Origin of the sequence: Acinetobacter sp. YH12135 (assembly GCF_013418565.1) — a bacterium.
Classification (GTDB): Bacteria; Pseudomonadota; Gammaproteobacteria; order Pseudomonadales; family Moraxellaceae; genus Acinetobacter; species Acinetobacter towneri.
The window spans coordinates 39,133-57,372 of the sequence record NZ_VPBU01000003.1 but is presented as its reverse complement, the minus strand read 5'-3'; the positions used below and the strand labels follow the sequence as shown (position 1 = coordinate 57,372).

Genomic DNA, 18,240 nt, shown 5'->3' with positions numbered 1-18,240 from the left:
GTAACCAACCGTGAATCGTCTCGATATTTTCGGAGAGTGTCGGTCTTGCAGGAAATCTGTGATCAACGCATAACTCAATCCCAAGCTGCTCAGCTACTTCATATTTCAGAACGTCAGATCAGACGCTTACCTTTCAAATAGAAAGGGCTTTTTTGCTTAAATATCCAACTTCGGTAAACTTCTCACAATATTCATTGTTTCTAAACTTACCGTTATCACACGTAAAAACAAATTCAATGGATATTTAGCATCACCCATCGTTTCAATCGCCCAATCATTCGCATCATTCACAATGCCACTGTCTTTGTGCGTAGAAACGCCTTGACGCTCCATAACCCATTCAAGTGCAGACTTACCATTCACCACGTAGTCATAAGCCTCTAACGGTATTTCACGGATAGTAATGGCATTGTTATAAATCACCGTATCCTTTTGGTCTTTTTTAGGGAATTTCATTTTGGTCACATAGAAGTCTTTATCTTCTAATTGCTTTAATGATTTACCGCCTAAATCCAATTTAGCTTTATACGGCTCTACCGTTTCATAGTTCAAATGCCAATGAGCCAAGTCACGACCCGCTTTTGAGAACTCCCAGAAATCTTCGGCTTTTTTCACGCATGGGATACGTGGTAACTCTTTAGTCAAGTTGTCTGCATAACGAGTACGATAGTCTTCACTATGTAATAAGCCATACACATAATAGAAAATATCTTCCTTGCTAATTATTTCAGTCGGGTAAGCATCTTGGAAATGCTTTAAACCTGCATCACTAATTGCATCTTTACGAGTATATTTTCCATCTGCTGTGTTGGTTTCAGCATGGCTAAATAGGTCATCAGCCTTATTTTCTGTTGATGTTTCTTCATAAAGGTAAAGTGGGAAACATTGAGCATCACCAATTAAATGTAAATCAGGAACTAGATCGCTGATTAATACAGAAAAACCTTTTGTACCTGATAGTGTTAAGCAAATTGTTAAATTTTCTGCTTCTGCTGTAGGAAAGATTTGGGGCATCTGACCAACACGGTGTGTTAATCCTCCGCCAAAATATAAGTTTTGTTTTTGAAAAGGTCGATATATAGACTGTCTAATATTTACTGGATCAAATTCTAATTTTCTTTTTCCTTCAAATCTTGAAACAAGACTACTTGACCAACCAATTTGAGTAACATCAATTTTTGGTTGCTCACTTTCAATTAAATTTATATTGTAAAATTTAATCGTTTTTTTAATGTTTGAAATTAATTTTTTCTTATTTCCTTGATACACCCAAGCATCACGATTAGTTCCTACACCTAATGAATAATTAGAAAATAGTACGAGACTATTTTTTTCTTTCTTATTACCAATACAAATAAACTCACCAAAACTGTCGTCACGCTGATTTAACCAATCGTTATGAGCATCAGGTGTAATTGTCGTCCAACCATCAATTGCGGTAATAGCATCGATACTGACTAGATCAGAAATTTTCTCTAATTTTTCTTCACGACTTAGGTAGTCACCGATGTCATGGAAATAGATTTGACCATTTTGTTTAGCATCTGGATTTTTGACCAATACTGCAATCACAATTGGCGCACGACTACCGCCACCAAAGATTTTGCCACCTTCTTGTCGTGATCGTTCTCCTGATGTTCGTTGATTTCCTCGCAAATGGAAAAAATACAATGAGCTAAATTCATCAGCCAAACATTTGCGTAGACCATCAGCAGAGTTTGAATCAATATATCCCGCATTCGTCGCGAAGCCAATCACACCACAGTCTTTGATACGATCACTCGCCCAACGAATTGCACGAATGTATGAATCCATTAAATTTTTTGTTGAAGTAGCTTTTGAGTTTACGGCATAGGTTGTTCTAATGCGTTCATCTAAATGCGGATAAGCAACATTGGCATTATTATCATTTGCTGATTCTTGCCCTGCTGAATACGGTGGATTTCCAATAATTACCCGAATATCAAGGTTCTTTTGGCGTTTACGTCTTGCGCTGTTATCAATTAAAACTTTGCTGACTAAATCCTCTTTTTCGTACATTTCAAAGGTGTCAGTTAAACAAATACCTTCAAATGGTGCATATTCAAGATCGGGATTAACTGTTTTCATCTGATCGTGATATACGGTTTCAATGTTGATTGAGGCAATGTAATACGCCAATAAAACGATCTCATTGGCGTGGATTTCATTTTTGTATTTGTAGGTCAAACGATCCGCAGGAATTAAACCTGATTGAAGCAAACGGTTGATGAATGTACCTGTGCCCGTAAATGGATCAAGTACATGGACGTTATCATCCGCAAAGGTTTTACCAAATTCGCTTTTGAGTACGTCATTTACACTATGAATAATAAAATCTACGACTTCAACAGGGGTATAAACAATCCCATCTTGACTTTATTGCATGATAAAAAAGCCAATCTTCATACTATAGATTGGCTTTTTTTTATTTAAACGGATTCCAGTATAAAGCGGTCAAATACCAATGGTGCTCTACAAACTAAATTTAGAAAAAGTTTGAATAACCTCTATTTTTATAACCCCGTTGAGATTTTTCAGGCAAGATGGTTTGTTCTAAATCCAAAAGTAATGCTAAAAATTGCTGCACCGTCTTTTCGTCCAAACGATGTGGTAGAAAAACATCAAAGCCGAGCTTTTTAAATAAACTCGAAATTTGACTATGTTTATGCACATATTTCATAGACCATTCTGAAAAAAGGATATGCTCAAGTATTTGGTCAGGGAAGCGAAATACATCACGATGGCGCGGGTCTTGTTGAATACGCTCAAATAATTTCTCGACCTGCTGTTGTTCACCTTCTAAACACTGAAAAAAATGACCTTCAGCATAATAAAGTACCCCATAAATGTGTTGTGCAGCATTAAATTGGCGAGCTGTTGTCAAAATATCACTGAAGTCTTGGAGCAAATCATTTTGATATTCTATTCGGGTACTCGCATAACACAACCTGATTAACATATCACACTCAATAAATGTAAACTGGTCACAAAATTAAGATAAAAGACTCAAATAATCACTCATTATTTTATAGTTTTGATTATTTTTTAATCAATTGTAATTTATGGCTGACAATTCAACCCTACTTTTACCACTATGGTGTAGGTGTAGCATCTTTTAACATACATTCAATTTAAAGTGCGGTTTTGGTTTAGTTTTTGGAGAAAGTCATGCTCAAAGATGTGCTTACCACATCATTTTTATTAATCGCTTATTTGTGCATGCTGATTGGCTTTCACCGTCTAGGTCTGAATGAAGAAATAAATATACTAATTTCCTCATTTGTATTAGGGCTAAGTTTAAAGCAGTGGGTGAGCTTATTTTTTTTCCACTGGTTTTGTATTGCGCTTATCAGTGGTTTATGTATTGCACTGAATGATTGGGTGATGATGAAATTTTTCTTATTCAGCATGCTGATTGGGATGTATGTCATACCTTACCTTTTGATCTACTTAAAAAAAAATGTATGTAGAAAAACAGGTCAGCTCAACAATACTGATTAAAAAATAATGTTTTTAAGCCACGACATCGGCATATTGTGTATCCGTTTCAAAAACCGTCTCAACATAAGAGCAAACAGGCACAATTTTTAGCTGCTTTTCACGTGCAAAGGCGACCAAAATATCTAATAGTTGACGGGCAACCCCTTGGCCACGTAATGTCAAATCGACCCAAGTATGATCTGCTAAAATAGTGTGATCATCTTGATATTGATAAGTAATTTCAGCAATAGCAACACTTATTGAACGAAATACACGGCTCTGTATCTTGGCAACATTACCTGATGCAAAGGCAGAATCAGTGCGCAAGGCTTTAACTGAAGCTCTGAAATATTTACCTGCAGAACTGCGTAAAACGTTGACCTATGACCGTGGACGTGAGATGTCAGAACATAAAATACTCGAAGAAGATTTAGGCATAGATGTATATTTCTGTGACCCACATTCACCCTGGCAAAAAGGCACATGCGAAAATATGAATGGTTTAATTAGGCAATATTTACCTAAAGGGATTGATTTAAATCAGGCAGATCAGCATTATTTAAATCAAGTTGCCATGTCACTGAACACTCGTCCTAGAAAAGCGTTAGATTGGCTTACACCATTAGAGAAGTTTGCTCAGCTTGTTGATTATCATAAGGCTTTTGAAACTGTCGCACCTCATGTTTGAATTCGCCCTCTATTTACGTTCTCTGATATTAAGATATTCTAAAATTAACATAATACACCTTATACGCAATACTTTTTAAATTGTGTTATAATTCAATGTGTTGATTTCAGTTTTATAGCCCACTCACCCTCGAATGGGCTTTTTTTATGATTGTTCACGTTCCACGCCTATTCTTTGATCAATGTTCCACGGTTTTATTTAATGTTGCTGAACAATCAATGGATACCAGTAAAGCCCTTTAGGTCTTCTGTTGCTTCAAATATAAAGTCTATCGATGACATTTTCATTTTTCAAATAGCGATAGACAGCCTGTCTGCTAATACCAAAAGCTTTAGCTAAATCGACTTTCGATGGATATTTCCCTTCTTTCCAGGCGTGTCGTAAAGCTTCAGCCTGCTCTTGATTTAACTTATGGACTCGACCTTTATATTTACCTTGAGCCGCTGCAATCTTAATCCCTTCTTTTTGGCGCTCTAAAATAATCTCTCGTTCAAATTGGGCAAAAGCCCCCATAAGTTGCTGAGTATTCTTATGTAAACCTACCAGTTATTCTTATTCAAATCCTGCCACTCATTTTGGATAGTAGTAGGCCATTGATTTTCTATTCAAATAATTCAAAACAAAATATCCAAATTTGAATCTTGAAGCACAATCTTAATCTGCTATAATTTGTACATCAAATTGATGTACTTGTTGGGTGGGATATGACTAACTTAGCAACGGAACGAATTAATATTCGTTCAACAGTAGATGCAAAAAATGTAATTGAACAAGCTGCGAATTTATTGGGACTCAGTGTAAGTTCCTTTATGCTTCAATCCTCATTTGAAAGAGCAAAAGAATTACTTAAATCTAATTATGAGTTAAAAGTAAATAATGCTGATCGAGATATGTTAATGAACATACTTGAGAACCCACGCCCTGCAAATGATGAGATGAAAAAATTAATGAGTTTATTAGATGAAAATTGAGGTTTTACAAGCCCATCATCAGAAAAAATCATTTAATTGCGGGCAAGATGATTTAAATAAATTCATAAAACAGTATGCATCCCAACATCAGAAATCAGGAACAAGTAAAACGTATGTTGCTATTGATGATGATCTACAAGTGAGAGGGTTTTATTGTTTATCCAGCACATCCATAGGATTTGATGTAGTTGATACTGTGCTTACTAAACGATTACCTCGTTATCCGCTCCCTTGTGTAGTTGTAGGTCGCTTTGCCGTTGATCAAACCGTTCAGGGGCGAGGAATTGGGAAAGTGCTTTTAGCCCATGCTCTTAAACAAGTTTCAACAGTTGCTCAAATTATTGGTGTTAATTTTGTTGTAATACATGCTAAAGATAAAAAAGCGATGGAGTTTTATCAGCGTTTCGGCTTTATTTCATTAACATCAAATCCATTAACATTAATATACCCAGTGAGTGAAATACCTAGTTTCAATTGAAAGTGGTCTACTAGCAATAGGAGTGACTGGTAAACTGCTTACAGGAATTAGTGGCTGATTTATCCAATAATCTGCAAGTTGCAACATCAAATTATCCATCGGGGTGGCCTGAGCCGTAAATGTAATATTCTCTTTCACAAACTGAATAGCCACTCCCCTTTTTACAAGCTGATCAACCTCAGTCACTAAATCTTTAAGACTCCTAGCGAAGCGATCCATAGAGTGCACAACAATCATGTCACCTTCACGGACATAGCTGAGCATTTCCTGAAATTTAGGACGGGCTGTATTTTTTCCTGAAGCTTTATCGACAAATAATCGGTCTACTTCAATTCCCTCAAGTTGGCGTCCAATATTTTGGTCAATAGAGCTGACTCTGACATATCCAACTTTATGACCTTTCATATTGTTATCTACTAGATGACTATTTCTGCTTATTGTAACTAATGAATCTTAATCTTAAAAGTTACATGTAACGTATGTATGAATTTCATTTAAATGAGACATGTATTTTACAGCTTTCACAGTGTAACTTTAGGGTGTACTTTAAAGTTACACAAAACATCTATATGAAGACTAAAGTCCAAATTAGTGTTTATGTTGGTTCAATGTATTACATTTCGTATTTTCTATTTGTAACGTAATTTCAGTAATATTATGATTATGTTTTAGAACTTCTAAGGCCTTTTGATAGAGTTGATCTGTATTGCTATTCGGAGCAACCAAATGAGCAGTTAAATGAATATTTCTTGAGGATATAGCCCAGACTTTCAACTGATGAATCCCTTCAACGCCCTCTAGCTTCAATAAATCATTTCTTAACGACTCAATATCAATCTCATCAGGAACTCCTTCAAGCAGAATATGAATACTTTGTTTTAATAAAATCCAAGTTCGAGGTAAGACCCAGAAGCCAATTAACACAGCGATTACGGTATCAACCCACATCCACTGGGTAAAATAAATAACTATTCCTCCGATAATCACGCCTATCGATCCTAGAGCATCACTAAGAACTTCTAAATATGCACCTTTTATATTTAGACTTCCTTCAGCACTAGCAGAAAGGATTTTCATTGAAATCAAATTTATGACCAAACCAATGACCGCGACAATCATCATTCCAACACTTTGAATTTCAGCAGGATTCGTAAAACGTTGATAAGCTTCATATACAATATATATTGCTACCACAAAAAGCATCACCGCATTAAACAGAGCCGCTAAAATTTCAAATCGCTGATAGCCAAAAGTTCTTTTATCATCTGCGGCTTTTTTACCAATTTTGATAGCGGCAAGAGCAATAGCTAAAGCGGCTACATCAGTAAACATATGAGCTGCATCAGATAACAAAGCCAAACTTTGGGTAATAAAAGCAGCGACAACTTCTACTATTAAAAAAGTAGTCGTTAAACCTAAGGCAACCATTAACTTCTTACTATTTTCTTCAGTAACAACCGCATGGCTATGATCATGATGTTCTGACATAAAATATTTTCCTTATTCTATTTATGATGAGCAGAGATATTGGATAACAGCCAATATCTCTGCTGTAAATCGACTAATCTATTGGATTAAGAAACTTTCTTTTCATTTATCCAACGATAAAGCACGGGTAACAGCACCAAAGTTAGTAATGTTGAAGAGATAATCCCGCCAATCACTACGGTTGCCAGTGGCCGTTGAACCTCAGCCCCTGTTCCGGTTGCCAGCGCCATTGGTACAAAACCCAGTGAAGCCACACAAGCTGTCATCAACACTGGTCTTAAGCGCAAAATAGCCCCTTGCCACACGGCTTTATGCACTGGATATTTGTCCCTTAATTCCTTAATAAAGGTCAGCATTACCAGTCCATTGAGGACTGCAACACCAGATAAGGCAATAAAGCCAATTCCAGCTGACATCGATAATGGAATATCCCTTAGCCAAAGGAACAGCACACCACCGGTCAAGGCAAAGGGTACCCCGGTAAAGACCAATAGACTTTCTTTGACATTGTGAAAGACCGCCATCAGTAAAATAAAGATAGTGATTAAAGCCAGTGGAATCACGATTTGCATCCGTGCTTTGGCTGAAGCCAAATTTTCAAACTGACCGCCATATTCTATCCAATAACCACTTGGCAAAGTGTATGCTTTGAGCTGTGTCTGTACATCAGAAACAAAAGACCCTAAATCACGCCCTTCAACATTCGTTGTAACCACAACTCGGCGTTTACCATTTTCTCGACTGACTTGGTTGATTCCTTCAATGGTCGAGACTTGCGCGACATCCGACAATAAAATACTGCCACCATTTGGAAGCTGAATAGGTAACTGGGAAACAGATGCGACACTACGGTCTTGCTCTCCAAGACGGATAACAAAATCAAAACGACGATCGCCTTCTAAAATCTCTCCCACGCTTTGTCCACCAATACTGGTTGCCACAAGGTCTTGAATTGAACGCACACTCAAACCATATTGTGCAGCCAAAGTTTTATTTACCTCGACATTCAGTAATGGCAAACCTGAGGTCTGCTCAACTTTCACGGCACTGCTACCCGATATTTGCTGAATGATTTTGGAGATTTTAGTCGCCTCAGTATTGAGGACATTCATATCATCACCGAAGATTTTCACACCAACATCACTACGCACACCTGAGATCAATTCATTAAATCGGAGTTCAATCGGTTGTGAAAATTCACTATTATTGCCTGGAATCGTGGCTAAATACGTCACCATACGGCCACGTAATTCATCTAAACTTTCTTTAGGATTTGGCCATTCTGAACGAGGCTTTAACATGATATAGCCATCTGAAATATTGGGTGGCATGACATCTGTTGCAACCTCGGCTGTACCCGTTCTGGCAAATACTGCCTTAATTTCAGGGAAACTCTTTAAAAGAAGTTTTTCAGTATTCTCCTGAATACGTAAAGACTCTTCTAAGCCTGTACTTGGTGAACGTAACTGTTGTACCGCAAAGTCTCCTTCACTGAGCTGTGGTGCAAATTCACTGCCGAGTTTGGTACTGATAAATCCCGTAATCACTAATACACACAGTGCAAAAGTCAGCACAACTGCTTTGTATTGATACGAAATATCAAGAGTTTGCTGATATTTAGCTTTTAGCCATAACATCCAACGACTTTCTTTTTCTTGAATATCGCCTTTGACCCACAATGCCACAGCAGCAGGCACAAAGGTGATCGATAAAATAATGGCTGCAACAAGGGCGAGTACCACTGTCAATGCCATCGGATGGAACATTTTTGCTTCCACACCACTTAAAGCAAAAATCGGCAAATACACCACCAAAATAATAAGCTGACCAAAAATAAGAGGACGACGTGCTTGGCGGGCAGCCAGAAAAACTTCCTTAAAGCGTTCACTTTGTGTGAGAGGTCGTTTTAACAGTTGCTGTGTATGGGCTAAACGCCGGATACAGTTTTCGACAATCACCACAGCACCATCGACAATGATGCCGAAATCGAGTGCACCTAAACTCATCAGATTGGCACTGATATTTTTCTGTGCCATCCCGGTTAAGGTAAACAGCATAGAGAGTGGAATGACACAGGCAGTAATCAAGGCAGCACGGATATTCCCTAAAAACAGGAACAGAATGATGATGACCAGGATTGCTCCCTCTACCAAGTTTTTCTGAACGGTTTTAATCGCCTTCTCAACCAAGGTAGTACGGTCGTACACCGTTTCAATCACTACCCCTTTAGGCAAACTATTCTGAATATCTTGAAGCTTGGCATCCACAGCTTTAGAAACAGTCCGGCTATTTCCACCCATCGCCATCATGGCAACCCCTAAAACGGTTTCTTTGCCGTTATAGGTTGCCCCACCGGTTCTTAAATCATGCCCAATAGAGACTTGCGCAATATCACCAACCCGAATTGGGCTGCCATTTGGGCTACCCAGCATGGTGTTCTCAATATCAGAAAGCCCATTGAATGCACCCGGTACACGTACCGTCAGTTGCTGACCATTGTCTTCAATATAACCTGCACCTCGGTTCTCATTATTTTGCGCTAAAGCCTGTTGCAGTTGTTCTAATGAGATATTCAGTTGCTGCATCCGGTTTAAATCGGGAGAGACCACATAGGTTTTTTCAAAACCACCAATACTGTTGACCTCTGCAACTCCCTTAACACGTTGCAGTTGAGGACGCACAATCCAGTCCTGAATCTCACGCAAATCCATCGGCGTGTATGCAGTTCCATCCGGCTTTTTCGCATTCGGATCTGCCTTCAGTACCCATTGATAAATCTCACCGAGACCCGTAGAAACGGGGGACATCGTCGGTGCGATTTGTGCAGGCAACTCAGATTGCGCCTCCTGTATCCGTTGGTTAATCTGCTGACGGGCCCAATAAATATCAGTCCCATCTTTAAAGACAATGGTGACTTGAGAGAGTCCATAACGGGATATGGAACGGGTAAGCTCCAGATCCGGAATGCCAGCCATGGCATTTTCAATGGGATAGGTAATCCGCTGTTCGACTTCAAGCGCAGTAAAACCCTTGGCTTGAGTATTAATCTGGACTTGGGTATTGGTAATATCGGGTACAGCATCAATCGGGAGTTTCTGATAGCTATACACCCCGACCGCAATCCAGGTACAGACAAAGAGCAACACCCAAATCGCATTTTGTATGGAAAACTGAATGATTCGTTCGAATAAACCTTCTGGTTTTGGCAGATCAGAATTAATGTTCATGGCCTGCCTCGTCTTTTTCTAATTCAGATTTCAACAAGAAACTGCCTTGAGCGATATACTTCTGCCCTTCAGTCAGCCCAGAAATCACTTCAAGCCATTGTCCATCACTTGAAGCCTGCCCCAATTGCACTTTCTGTGCTTTTAAGTGGACTTGACCTTTTTGTTCTGAATCTACGATGAAAATACTGTCTTCACCTTCAATACTTTGCAGCGCAGACTTTTGAATCCGAAGGGCTGATTTTGCTGTAGCTTCCGGAATCAACACTCTCACTAACACATTAGAACGCAACTCAGTAGCTTGCGCATCGAGTTTTGCGCGCACCACCAGACGCCCTGTTTGTACATCTGCATGAGAGGTTAAGCTTTGTACAGTAGCTTTATAGATTTGATCTGAATCATTCACTTTAAAGTCAATTTTTTGCCCGGCTTGCAGTTGACCTGAGAATTGATTCGGCAAATTAAACTCAAGCCATAAATCTTTCAGCTGTTCAATGACAAAGAGCTGATTAGCCAGTTGCACATTTTCACCGACCACAATATCTTTTTGACTGATCACCCCAGAGATCGGTGCTTTAATCAGAAAACGCCCATTGTTATTGCCACTTGCACCTAATGCATTTAAACGTGCTTGTGAGGACTGGACAGTAATCTGCGCTTGACGGTAGGCATTTTCGGCACGCTGGTAATCCTGTTTGGCAGAAATCCCCTGTGACCAGAGTTGCTGTTCGCGCTGGTAATCTTTACGGGCCAAATCCAGATTCACCTGTGCCATACGCAGATTTGCCTGTTGGTCGATCAGTTCAGGCACGATTAGTACAGCCAGCGTTTGTCCTTTTTGCACGCTCTGTCCTAAAGCCACATTGACCTGCTCGACATGACCACTAAAATTAGGCGATATATGCGCTTGTTGATCGGTATTCACCACCAATTTACCTGGCAGGGTTGTCAGCTTTTCAACCAATCCTGTGGATGCAACAGCAACTTTTAAACCTTGTTCAACCATTTGTTGGCTGGTCAGTTGTATTTCGCCTTCTTCAGCATGTCCTTCTTCAGAACTATCTTCATCAGAATGTTCGGCATTTCCCTCATCATGACCATGCCCCTCAGATTCAGTTTTTTTTGAACTTAACCAAATAACCAGACTGACCAAGACCGTAATCAGAATCAAAATTGCAATCATGAGAGACTGGGATATTTTTCCGTTTTGCTTGGCGTTCATTTTATCGTGCTCCCCCATTGATTAAATTTTGCGATGCTTCGACTGCCTTTTTATTCAGTTGTGTATAGGCATCCGAACGGCTAATTTCTTCATAACTTGTGCCAATACTGAGTGCCTCAGCTGCGAGGGCAGTTTGCCAAGCTTGACGTAGAATTTGTAATTGACCCAATCGAAGATTCTGCAGTTGGGTGGTTGCTTGTTGAACGTCGGTAATGGACAGTTTCCCTGCCTGAAACCCTTGTAAAGTACGGCTCTGAACTTTGGTCGCCAAAGTAACTTGTGCTGTTGTGGCATCGAACTGGCTACGTAAACCTTTGAGCTGATGCATGCTGTTGGCAATATTGAGTATTTGTTGCTTCAGCTCACGCTGCTGCTGTTGGTTCAGCAATATTTGCTGTTGCTGGACCATCGGGATCGCATATTGCTGGCGGTTGAAAATATTCAGTGGAATAGCCACGCCGATTGCCAAAGTCGTATCGTTGCTTTCATTAGGGGTTTTGCTACGTTTCATGCCTACATTTAAAGTCGGATTGGGACGTGCCTGAATTCTTAAATTTTCAATTTGATGATCCGATTGCTGAATGTTCAAGGCATAGAATTTTTCTAGCCACCCTTCAGCAATATACCGTTGCACAGTTTGGAGACTTTGCTCTGGCCAAGGGATAGCGGTTTTATTCAATTGAAGATGTGAAGATGTTTCTCCCCCCCACAAATTAGACAGCTGACGACCGGCAGCTTGTTTATTCAGCATCGCTTGCTGATAAAGTCGTTGGATTTCTAGCGCTTCAATTTGGGTACGCTCAAAATCAACCAGGGCAATACTGCCTGCCTGATAGCGTTTCTGGGCACTGTCCAGATTGGCTTTACTTGTTTTTAACTGTACTGAATAAGCAGACTGCTCAACCTCAGCAAGTGCAAATTGCGACCATGCAAATTTAACAATCAGTTGGCTTTGTGCCTTCCATAATTGCTGTTGCAATTGGATTTGTTGATTCGAGGTATTGGCAATCACCCGGTTCAGCTTACGCTGACCAAATAGATCTAGAGGTTGACTAACGCCAACATTGAATTCCTGTTCTTGACCTGAGCCAAAGCCAGACTGTTCTAAACTTATACTTGGATTCTGCCATAACCGACTTTGCTGAATATTCAATTCAGATATTTGCTGAACTTGTTGCCACAGCTTGTCTTGAGTCTGGTAACTTTGTACTTTTGCTAAAGCGGATTCAAAGCTGGTAACGTTTTCAGCATAGCTATATTGCATAGCCGCTGCACATATACAAGCAACCAAGCTATGACGCAAGAGTATAATTGATTGTGAAGACATGATTTTTCCCACTTATTTAAATAATAAAAGTGGTGGGAATGTTTTAGGCTACCCCACCATGAGCGGGGAAAATTCGGGAGGTGGGCTTTGTTGAAACAGGTCAGGAGCCTGATAGCTGTTTTTCCAATGAAATTGTGGATTCACTTTAACTTCAGAGCTTGGATGAAACACATCTACTTTTTCATTTTGTACAATCAAATGCGTCATCGATGGTAGATGATCTTGATGATCTTCACCGATTTCTAAATCGCTACTGAATGTTTTTATGTTTTCTGACTGTCCATTATGATCGTGTTGACGACTATCGCTGGCACACAAGGTATTTTGGTGATGACCAAAATGATAACTCTGCTGTGATTGAGGCTGTTGTTCATGGACACAAAAGGCCGCCGCCACATTCCAAAAGCTTTGGAACATGAACAATCCAACCAAGACTGTAATCCATGTAGTAGAACGCATCATCATAACAATCGAAAAATTTGTACCAAGTATAAGGCTTAGAGCCACTCCAAGGTCAAGCTTAATAAATTAAATTAAACATTCAATGAACACTGAATAGCCGGCACTTTTGCAAATTTACCTTGTCTCTATAAGCTCACATCAATTTCAGGTAAGAATAACAATAGATAGTGAACCGTACCGGGTTTGTCGGAGACTTTTTATTTAAGTTAGGCCACCGGTAATCCTCCCATAAATAACCGAAGTTAAAAGTAGAGGTACACATAAGTTAAAATTTTATAGAATTGCTTGAGTTCAAAATCTCTAATTAGCATGTATTGAAAACATGAATATTTATCTAAAAAGAGAACTATTTAACATCATGGCTGTTATACGCAATAAAAAAACCTGGGCACCAACCCAGGTCTAAAATTTAAAAAACAGATAAATATCAGTGCAATAAACTCATTTTTCTAATTTCGCATAACGTGTATTATGTTAATTTTAGAGAAACTACTAAATTATATTGGGTTGTAAATATTTGAAATTCCGTTAAGATATTTTGGATTAAATTCTATTCCTAGATAGCATTCGTGTTGACTCATCTCTCCAAAAAACTTTGGTTTTGTTTTCTTATGGTTTTTGCCATAGGATGGAGTAGTGTGTCTGTTGCATCAGTAAAGATAATGCATATCAATATGCAAACTGAAATGAGCCAAGATCATTGTTTAGATCAAGCACAGCAAGTCACTCAACATGGTATTAATCACGAAGTACAGACGAATACCGATTGCCATAATCATTTAGCTCTTAATCAGAATATAGATCACAAAAAGTGTCAGGAATGTTCTAGCTTATCCTGCCAGACACAGATCTCATGTCTTCATTCTTTGCAAAGCTCGCTAGATCCCCTAGATACCTTCTATTCTATAGATCAGCCTAATTTTTATTACCCCAACCAATATCTAAATGGGTATTGGCAAGAAATTTCACGTCCTCCTAAAACTTAACCATTTTTTTTAAAATTTATTTATTTTTCAAAAATTAAGGTTAAGTTATGTCTCATAAAATTAGTTCGTACCTATTAGCAGGTATTTGTTTTGCATCGTCGCCTTTGGTTTTTGCCGAAGTGCGTGAATATCAGCTTGTTATTGATGAAGCAGTGGTCAGCCCAACTGGAAAGCCTGTAAAGCGCATTACCGTAAATGGTCAATTTCCTGCGCCTTTGCTTGAGTTTGAAGAGGGTGATGAAGCCATCATTCGCGTGAAAAATAATTTAAAAAACCAAGATTCTTCTATTCATTGGCACGGACTGTTGTTGCCGGGCATTATGGATGGTGTACCGGGATTTAATGGTTTTAACGGTATTAAGCCTCAAAGCGAGTATGTTTATAAATTCAAGATTCGCCAAAGCGGGACTTATTGGTATCACGCTCATTCTAAAGGACAGGAACAGGACGGCTTATATGGTTCTTTTGTGATTTATCCAAAAGGTAAAACACCATTGGCAGCACATGAAAAAGCTGAACGTGACTATGTGGTGATGTTGTCAGATTTTCATGAAAAAACCAGTGATCAAATTCAGAAAGATCTTAAAATTTCAGCTGAATATTATCAAGATCAGCGTGAAACCTTGGGTGATGTTTGGAAGCAGGTTAAACGTGATGGCATAAAAGCGACATGGTCTGACCGCAAAATGTGGAATCAGATGCGTATGCTAAAAACCGACATGTCGGATGTTACAGGTTATACCTTCCTCATTAATGGCAAAACACCTGAACAAAATTGGACAGGAATGTTTAAACCGAATGAAAAAATTCGCCTACGTTTTGTGAATGCATCTGCGATGTCTTTCTACGATGTCCGTATTCCTAACTTGAAAATGACTGTGGTCAGTGCTGATGGTCAGCCTGTAAAACCTGTTGCTGTGGATGAGTTTCGTATTGGCACAGCTGAAACTTATGATGTGATTGTGGAGCCAAAAGGCGGACATTATCAAATTGAAGCTGAGTCAATTGACCGTTCAGGCTATGCGATTGGTACACTGCACAATGAACTAAATCCTATGACACATGGCATTCATATGCCTGCACCACGTCCACGCTCACTTTTGACCATGGAAGATATGGGACATGGTGGTGGTGATCATGCAGGAATGGATCATTCGAAAATGAACCACGGCAATATGCAAGGCATGGATCACTCGAAAATGGATCATTCAAAAATGAACCATGGCGATATGCAAGGCATGGATCACTCGAAAATGGATCATTCAAAAATGAACCATGGCGATATGCAAGGCATGGATCACTCGAAAATGGATCATTCACAGCATGGCACAGCAAAACCACAAGAAAATGATCAAGTGGTTTATGGTTGGGCAAATGCATCTACACCTGCGGGCAATAAAGCCTTGCAATATAGTGATTTAAAATCTTTAGAACCGCAAAAAGATACTCGTGAAGCTAGCAGTGAATTAGTAGTGCGTTTGGGCGGTACTATGGAGCGTTATATTTGGACGATTAACGGTAAAAAATTCAGCGATGCTGAGCCATTAAAAGTGAAGTATGGCGAGCGTATCCGTATCAAATTTATTAATGACAGTATGATGGCGCACCCCATGCATTTACATGGCATGTTTATGCAGTTGGAGAATGGTCAAGAGTCGGTAGATATGCCGAATAAACACACATTGATTGTACCACCGGGTAAAACAGTCACTGCTTTATTAACTGCGGATGAGTTGGGCGAATGGGCAATCCATTGTCATTTGTTGTATCACATGAGTGCAGGAATGATGAACAAGTTGATCGTGGCAAATGTTAGCGATGAACAAGTGTCTACAACGCCAATTCAAGGTACAAATTCGACTCAAACTCACCAAGTAACTGAGCAAAAAGGAGCTGGACATGCACATCACTAATTTTGTATTTAAAGCGTTTTTTTCTGTTGCGGTATTGAGTTTAACAAGCTTAAGTTTGGCGCACGAAGGGCATCATTCAACTGCTCAGACTGATGGAAAAAATGTACCATCAATGAATCATCAAGCGATGTCTGAGATGGATCATTCACAGCATTCTCCACAAGAGCATGCACAACACATGCAGATGATGGGGAAAATGAATCATGCTGCACATTCAGCACCGATGAACCATCAACATGCAGGTCATCAGCCAATGCATCACAAATCAACAGAGAAACAGCAAGATCAAAAAGTACAGAAAGGAGATCAACATGCGCACCATTAATCTTTTTTCTAAAACTGTTTTAGCAAGCTCTTTGTTGATGGTCAGTGCAGTGAGTTTGGCACATAATGGTGAAGATCATAGTGCGCCTGAAAAAATGACAGTTGCTACATCTTCTAGTCAAAATCAGCCGATGCAAATGGATCGCTCTCAAATGAACCATAGCCAAATGAATCAGGCACAACATCAGGCAACATCTACGGTTAATCATTTACATCATGTACCAGATGCGAATGCTCAGCAGAGTTCGCATTATGATCATCGCTCAGAACACGGTGCGCAAATTTATGCGATTACGACAGTGGACAATAAGTGGCTTGTCAATGAAGATGGCACAGGTGATTTAAAGTCAGAGTTTGAAACCCGTATTGGCACAGATGAAAATAAGCTTTTTATTAAAATTCATGCCGATAAAGAAGAATCGCATGATGCACATTATGATGCCAAACTTTTATATAGCCGTATGATTTCAGACTTTTGGGATGCACAGATTGGTGCACGTTATCGTAGTGAAAAAGTTGAACTCAATGATCATCGCAAAGACACCGAAGAAAATGTTGATGCGGTGATTGGCTTACATGGTATGGCGCCATATTTCTTTGAAACTGATGCTTATCTCTATGCGGGAGAAGACAATTATGCGGGCTTTAGCCTAGAAACGGAACGTGATTTTCTGATTACGCAAAAGTTGATTATTCAACCTTATTTAGAGTTGGATGCTATCTTTAGTGATGACTCTAAATATGCGAAAAAAACTGGTTTAAGCAGTGCAACCGCAGGGTTTGAAACTCGCTATGAAATCAGTAAAAAGATCATGCCTTATATCGACATTGCCTATGAGTATTCAAAAGGTAATGATGAAACGTCGTGGCAAATAGAATCAAACTCTGAGAAAGGTTGGTTATATGGAGCTGGTGTTAGATTTAGATTTTAATTAATTTAATGATTACTAAATAGCTTTATTTAAATAAAACTCTAGCTTAATGTGGCCGGAAGCAAAATGTTAACTTATTTTGCTTCCTTCCATTTAACATAATGGCTGTTATGCGAAGTCGACTTGTAATGCAATTTGCATTACAATATTCCTAGTACATTAAATACTTGGGAAATATGATGGCTACTGTTAACTTCAGGATCGATGAAGCCCTTAAAGAAAAATCTTATTCAATCCTTAAAGAGCAAGGTATTGCACCTACTGATTTCTTCACTAGTATTCTTGAGTATGTTGCTACGACTGGGAAACTGCCTGTCAAAAAAGCTTTGCTTTCGGAAGAAGATGAAGAATTATTAGCTCTTGTCCGTAAGCGCATTAATGATCCTAAAGAGATGTTTGAGGAAGTCACATTAGATGACTTATAAGCTTTTACGTCACAAGGACTTTACAGCAGAATGGGAAAACTCCCTGTTGCTATACGAGATCAATTTAAAAAGAAACTAGCCAAAGTCATAGAGCAGCCACATATTCCAAAGAATATGCTTAGAGGCGATCTTGCAGGTTGCTATAAAATCAAATTATTAAAAGCTGGTGTCCGACTTGTCTATCAAGTTAAAGATGATCAGGTAGTTATCCTGCTCATTACCGTCGGAAAACGAGCTGATAGCATAGTTTATGACGAAGCGAAAAAGCGAATTAAAGACTAAAAATGGGAGCTTAAAGC

The 18,240-nt window shown here is 39.1% G+C and carries 15 protein-coding genes and 4 pseudogenes; 9 read left to right on the top strand and 10 right to left on the bottom strand.

Features of this window, described 5'->3' with window-relative positions; genetic code table 11:
• Positions 1–156: 156 nt before the first annotated feature.
• Both FTU70_RS02995 and FTU70_RS02990 read right to left on the bottom strand, forming a co-directional pair.
• On the bottom strand, positions 157–2,241 hold the full coding sequence (locus tag FTU70_RS02995) for a type ISP restriction/modification enzyme (protein ID WP_257222533.1): 2,085 nt from the start codon (positions 2,239–2,241) through the stop codon (positions 157–159).
• A 265-nt stretch (positions 2,242–2,506) separates the two neighbouring features.
• Positions 2,507–2,980 carry a BLUF domain-containing protein gene (locus FTU70_RS02990; protein ID WP_168419509.1) on the bottom strand — a complete coding sequence of 158 codons (474 nt, stop codon included), beginning with the start codon at positions 2,978–2,980 and terminating at the stop codon, positions 2,507–2,509.
• A 209-nt stretch (positions 2,981–3,189) separates the two neighbouring features.
• Between FTU70_RS02990 and FTU70_RS02985 the strand changes: the two genes are divergently transcribed.
• Entirely contained in the window at positions 3,190–3,522 is a 333-nt protein-coding gene (locus FTU70_RS02985; RefSeq protein WP_168419510.1) for a hypothetical protein, read from the top strand.
• 12 nt (positions 3,523–3,534) lie between these two features.
• Here the strand turns inward: FTU70_RS02985 and FTU70_RS02980 are convergent, their stop codons facing one another.
• Positions 3,535–3,786: a GNAT family N-acetyltransferase gene (locus FTU70_RS02980; RefSeq protein WP_286385493.1), complete on the bottom strand. Its 252-nt coding sequence runs from the start codon at positions 3,784–3,786 to the stop codon at positions 3,535–3,537.
• On the opposite strand from FTU70_RS02980, the pseudogene FTU70_RS02975 reads away from it, so the two are divergent.
• Positions 3,743–4,189 (top strand): annotated as a pseudogene (locus FTU70_RS02975) (IS30-like element ISAba125 family transposase); the annotation flags it as partial. The gene FTU70_RS02980 and the pseudogene FTU70_RS02975 sit on opposite strands and share 44 nt — an antisense overlap.
• Positions 4,190–4,444: 255 nt before the next feature.
• Here the strand turns inward: FTU70_RS02975 and FTU70_RS02970 are convergent.
• A pseudogene (locus tag FTU70_RS02970) lies at positions 4,445–4,708 on the bottom strand (helix-turn-helix domain-containing protein); the annotation flags it as partial.
• Between the two features lie 185 nt (positions 4,709–4,893).
• Between FTU70_RS02970 and FTU70_RS02965 the strand changes: the two are divergent.
• Both FTU70_RS02965 and FTU70_RS02960 read left to right on the top strand, forming a co-directional pair.
• The gene (locus FTU70_RS02965) at positions 4,894–5,160 is read left to right on the top strand and encodes a DUF1778 domain-containing protein (protein WP_004733309.1); all 267 of its coding nucleotides are present in this window, start codon (positions 4,894–4,896) and stop codon (positions 5,158–5,160) included.
• Positions 5,150–5,638 carry a GNAT family N-acetyltransferase gene (locus FTU70_RS02960; protein WP_004733307.1) on the top strand — a complete coding sequence of 163 codons (489 nt, stop codon included), beginning with the start codon at positions 5,150–5,152 and terminating at the stop codon, positions 5,636–5,638. The genes FTU70_RS02965 and FTU70_RS02960 overlap by 11 nt, the downstream gene beginning before the upstream one ends.
• 75 nt (positions 5,639–5,713) lie before the next feature.
• Here the strand turns inward: FTU70_RS02960 and FTU70_RS02955 are convergent.
• From FTU70_RS02955 to FTU70_RS02930, 6 genes and pseudogenes are all read right to left on the bottom strand, one after another.
• A pseudogene (locus FTU70_RS02955) lies at positions 5,714–6,043 on the bottom strand (recombinase family protein); the annotation flags it as partial.
• A gap of 183 nt (positions 6,044–6,226) precedes the next feature.
• A complete protein-coding gene (locus FTU70_RS02950) occupies positions 6,227–7,126 on the bottom strand; it encodes a cation diffusion facilitator family transporter (protein ID WP_005028603.1) in 900 nt (299 codons plus the stop codon).
• A gap of 86 nt (positions 7,127–7,212) precedes the next feature.
• Positions 7,213–10,353 (bottom strand): efflux RND transporter permease subunit, encoded by a 3,141-nt coding sequence (locus FTU70_RS02945; RefSeq protein ID WP_016658776.1) that lies wholly within the window; start codon positions 10,351–10,353, stop codon positions 7,213–7,215.
• Positions 10,343–11,572: an efflux RND transporter periplasmic adaptor subunit gene (locus tag FTU70_RS02940; RefSeq protein ID WP_104472702.1), complete on the bottom strand. Its 1,230-nt coding sequence runs from the start codon at positions 11,570–11,572 to the stop codon at positions 10,343–10,345. Before FTU70_RS02940 ends, FTU70_RS02945 begins: the two co-directional genes overlap by 11 nt.
• Before the next feature lies 1 nt (position 11,573).
• On the bottom strand, positions 11,574–12,899 hold the full coding sequence (locus tag FTU70_RS02935; protein WP_035269736.1) for a TolC family protein: 1,326 nt from the start codon (positions 12,897–12,899) through the stop codon (positions 11,574–11,576).
• A gap of 48 nt (positions 12,900–12,947) precedes the next feature.
• The gene (locus FTU70_RS02930; RefSeq protein WP_225530251.1) at positions 12,948–13,361 is read right to left on the bottom strand and encodes a cation efflux protein, CzcI-like; all 414 of its coding nucleotides are present in this window, start codon (positions 13,359–13,361) and stop codon (positions 12,948–12,950) included.
• Between the two features lie 1,033 nt (positions 13,362–14,394).
• Between FTU70_RS02930 and FTU70_RS02925 the strand changes: the two genes are divergently transcribed.
• The 5 genes and pseudogenes from FTU70_RS02925 (at position 14,395) to FTU70_RS02905 (ending at position 18,223) form a co-directional block, all read left to right on the top strand.
• On the top strand, positions 14,395–16,260 hold the full coding sequence (locus FTU70_RS02925) for a copper resistance system multicopper oxidase (RefSeq protein WP_104988058.1): 1,866 nt from the start codon (positions 14,395–14,397) through the stop codon (positions 16,258–16,260).
• Complete coding sequence (locus FTU70_RS02920) at positions 16,247–16,585, top strand: hypothetical protein (protein WP_004897649.1); 339 nt, start codon at positions 16,247–16,249, stop codon at positions 16,583–16,585. Before FTU70_RS02925 ends, FTU70_RS02920 begins: the two co-directional genes overlap by 14 nt.
• Positions 16,572–17,516, top strand: a complete 945-nt coding sequence (locus tag FTU70_RS02915; RefSeq protein WP_154320112.1) for a copper resistance protein B — start codon at positions 16,572–16,574, stop codon at positions 17,514–17,516. Before FTU70_RS02920 ends, FTU70_RS02915 begins: the two co-directional genes overlap by 14 nt.
• A 179-nt stretch (positions 17,517–17,695) precedes the next feature.
• Positions 17,696–17,941, top strand: coding sequence for a type II toxin-antitoxin system RelB/DinJ family antitoxin (locus FTU70_RS02910; RefSeq protein WP_000246755.1), 246 nt, complete (start codon positions 17,696–17,698; stop codon positions 17,939–17,941).
• A pseudogene (locus tag FTU70_RS02905) lies at positions 17,931–18,223 on the top strand (type II toxin-antitoxin system RelE/ParE family toxin). Before FTU70_RS02910 ends, FTU70_RS02905 begins: the two are co-directional and overlap by 11 nt.
• Positions 18,224–18,240: the final 17 nt, after the last annotated feature.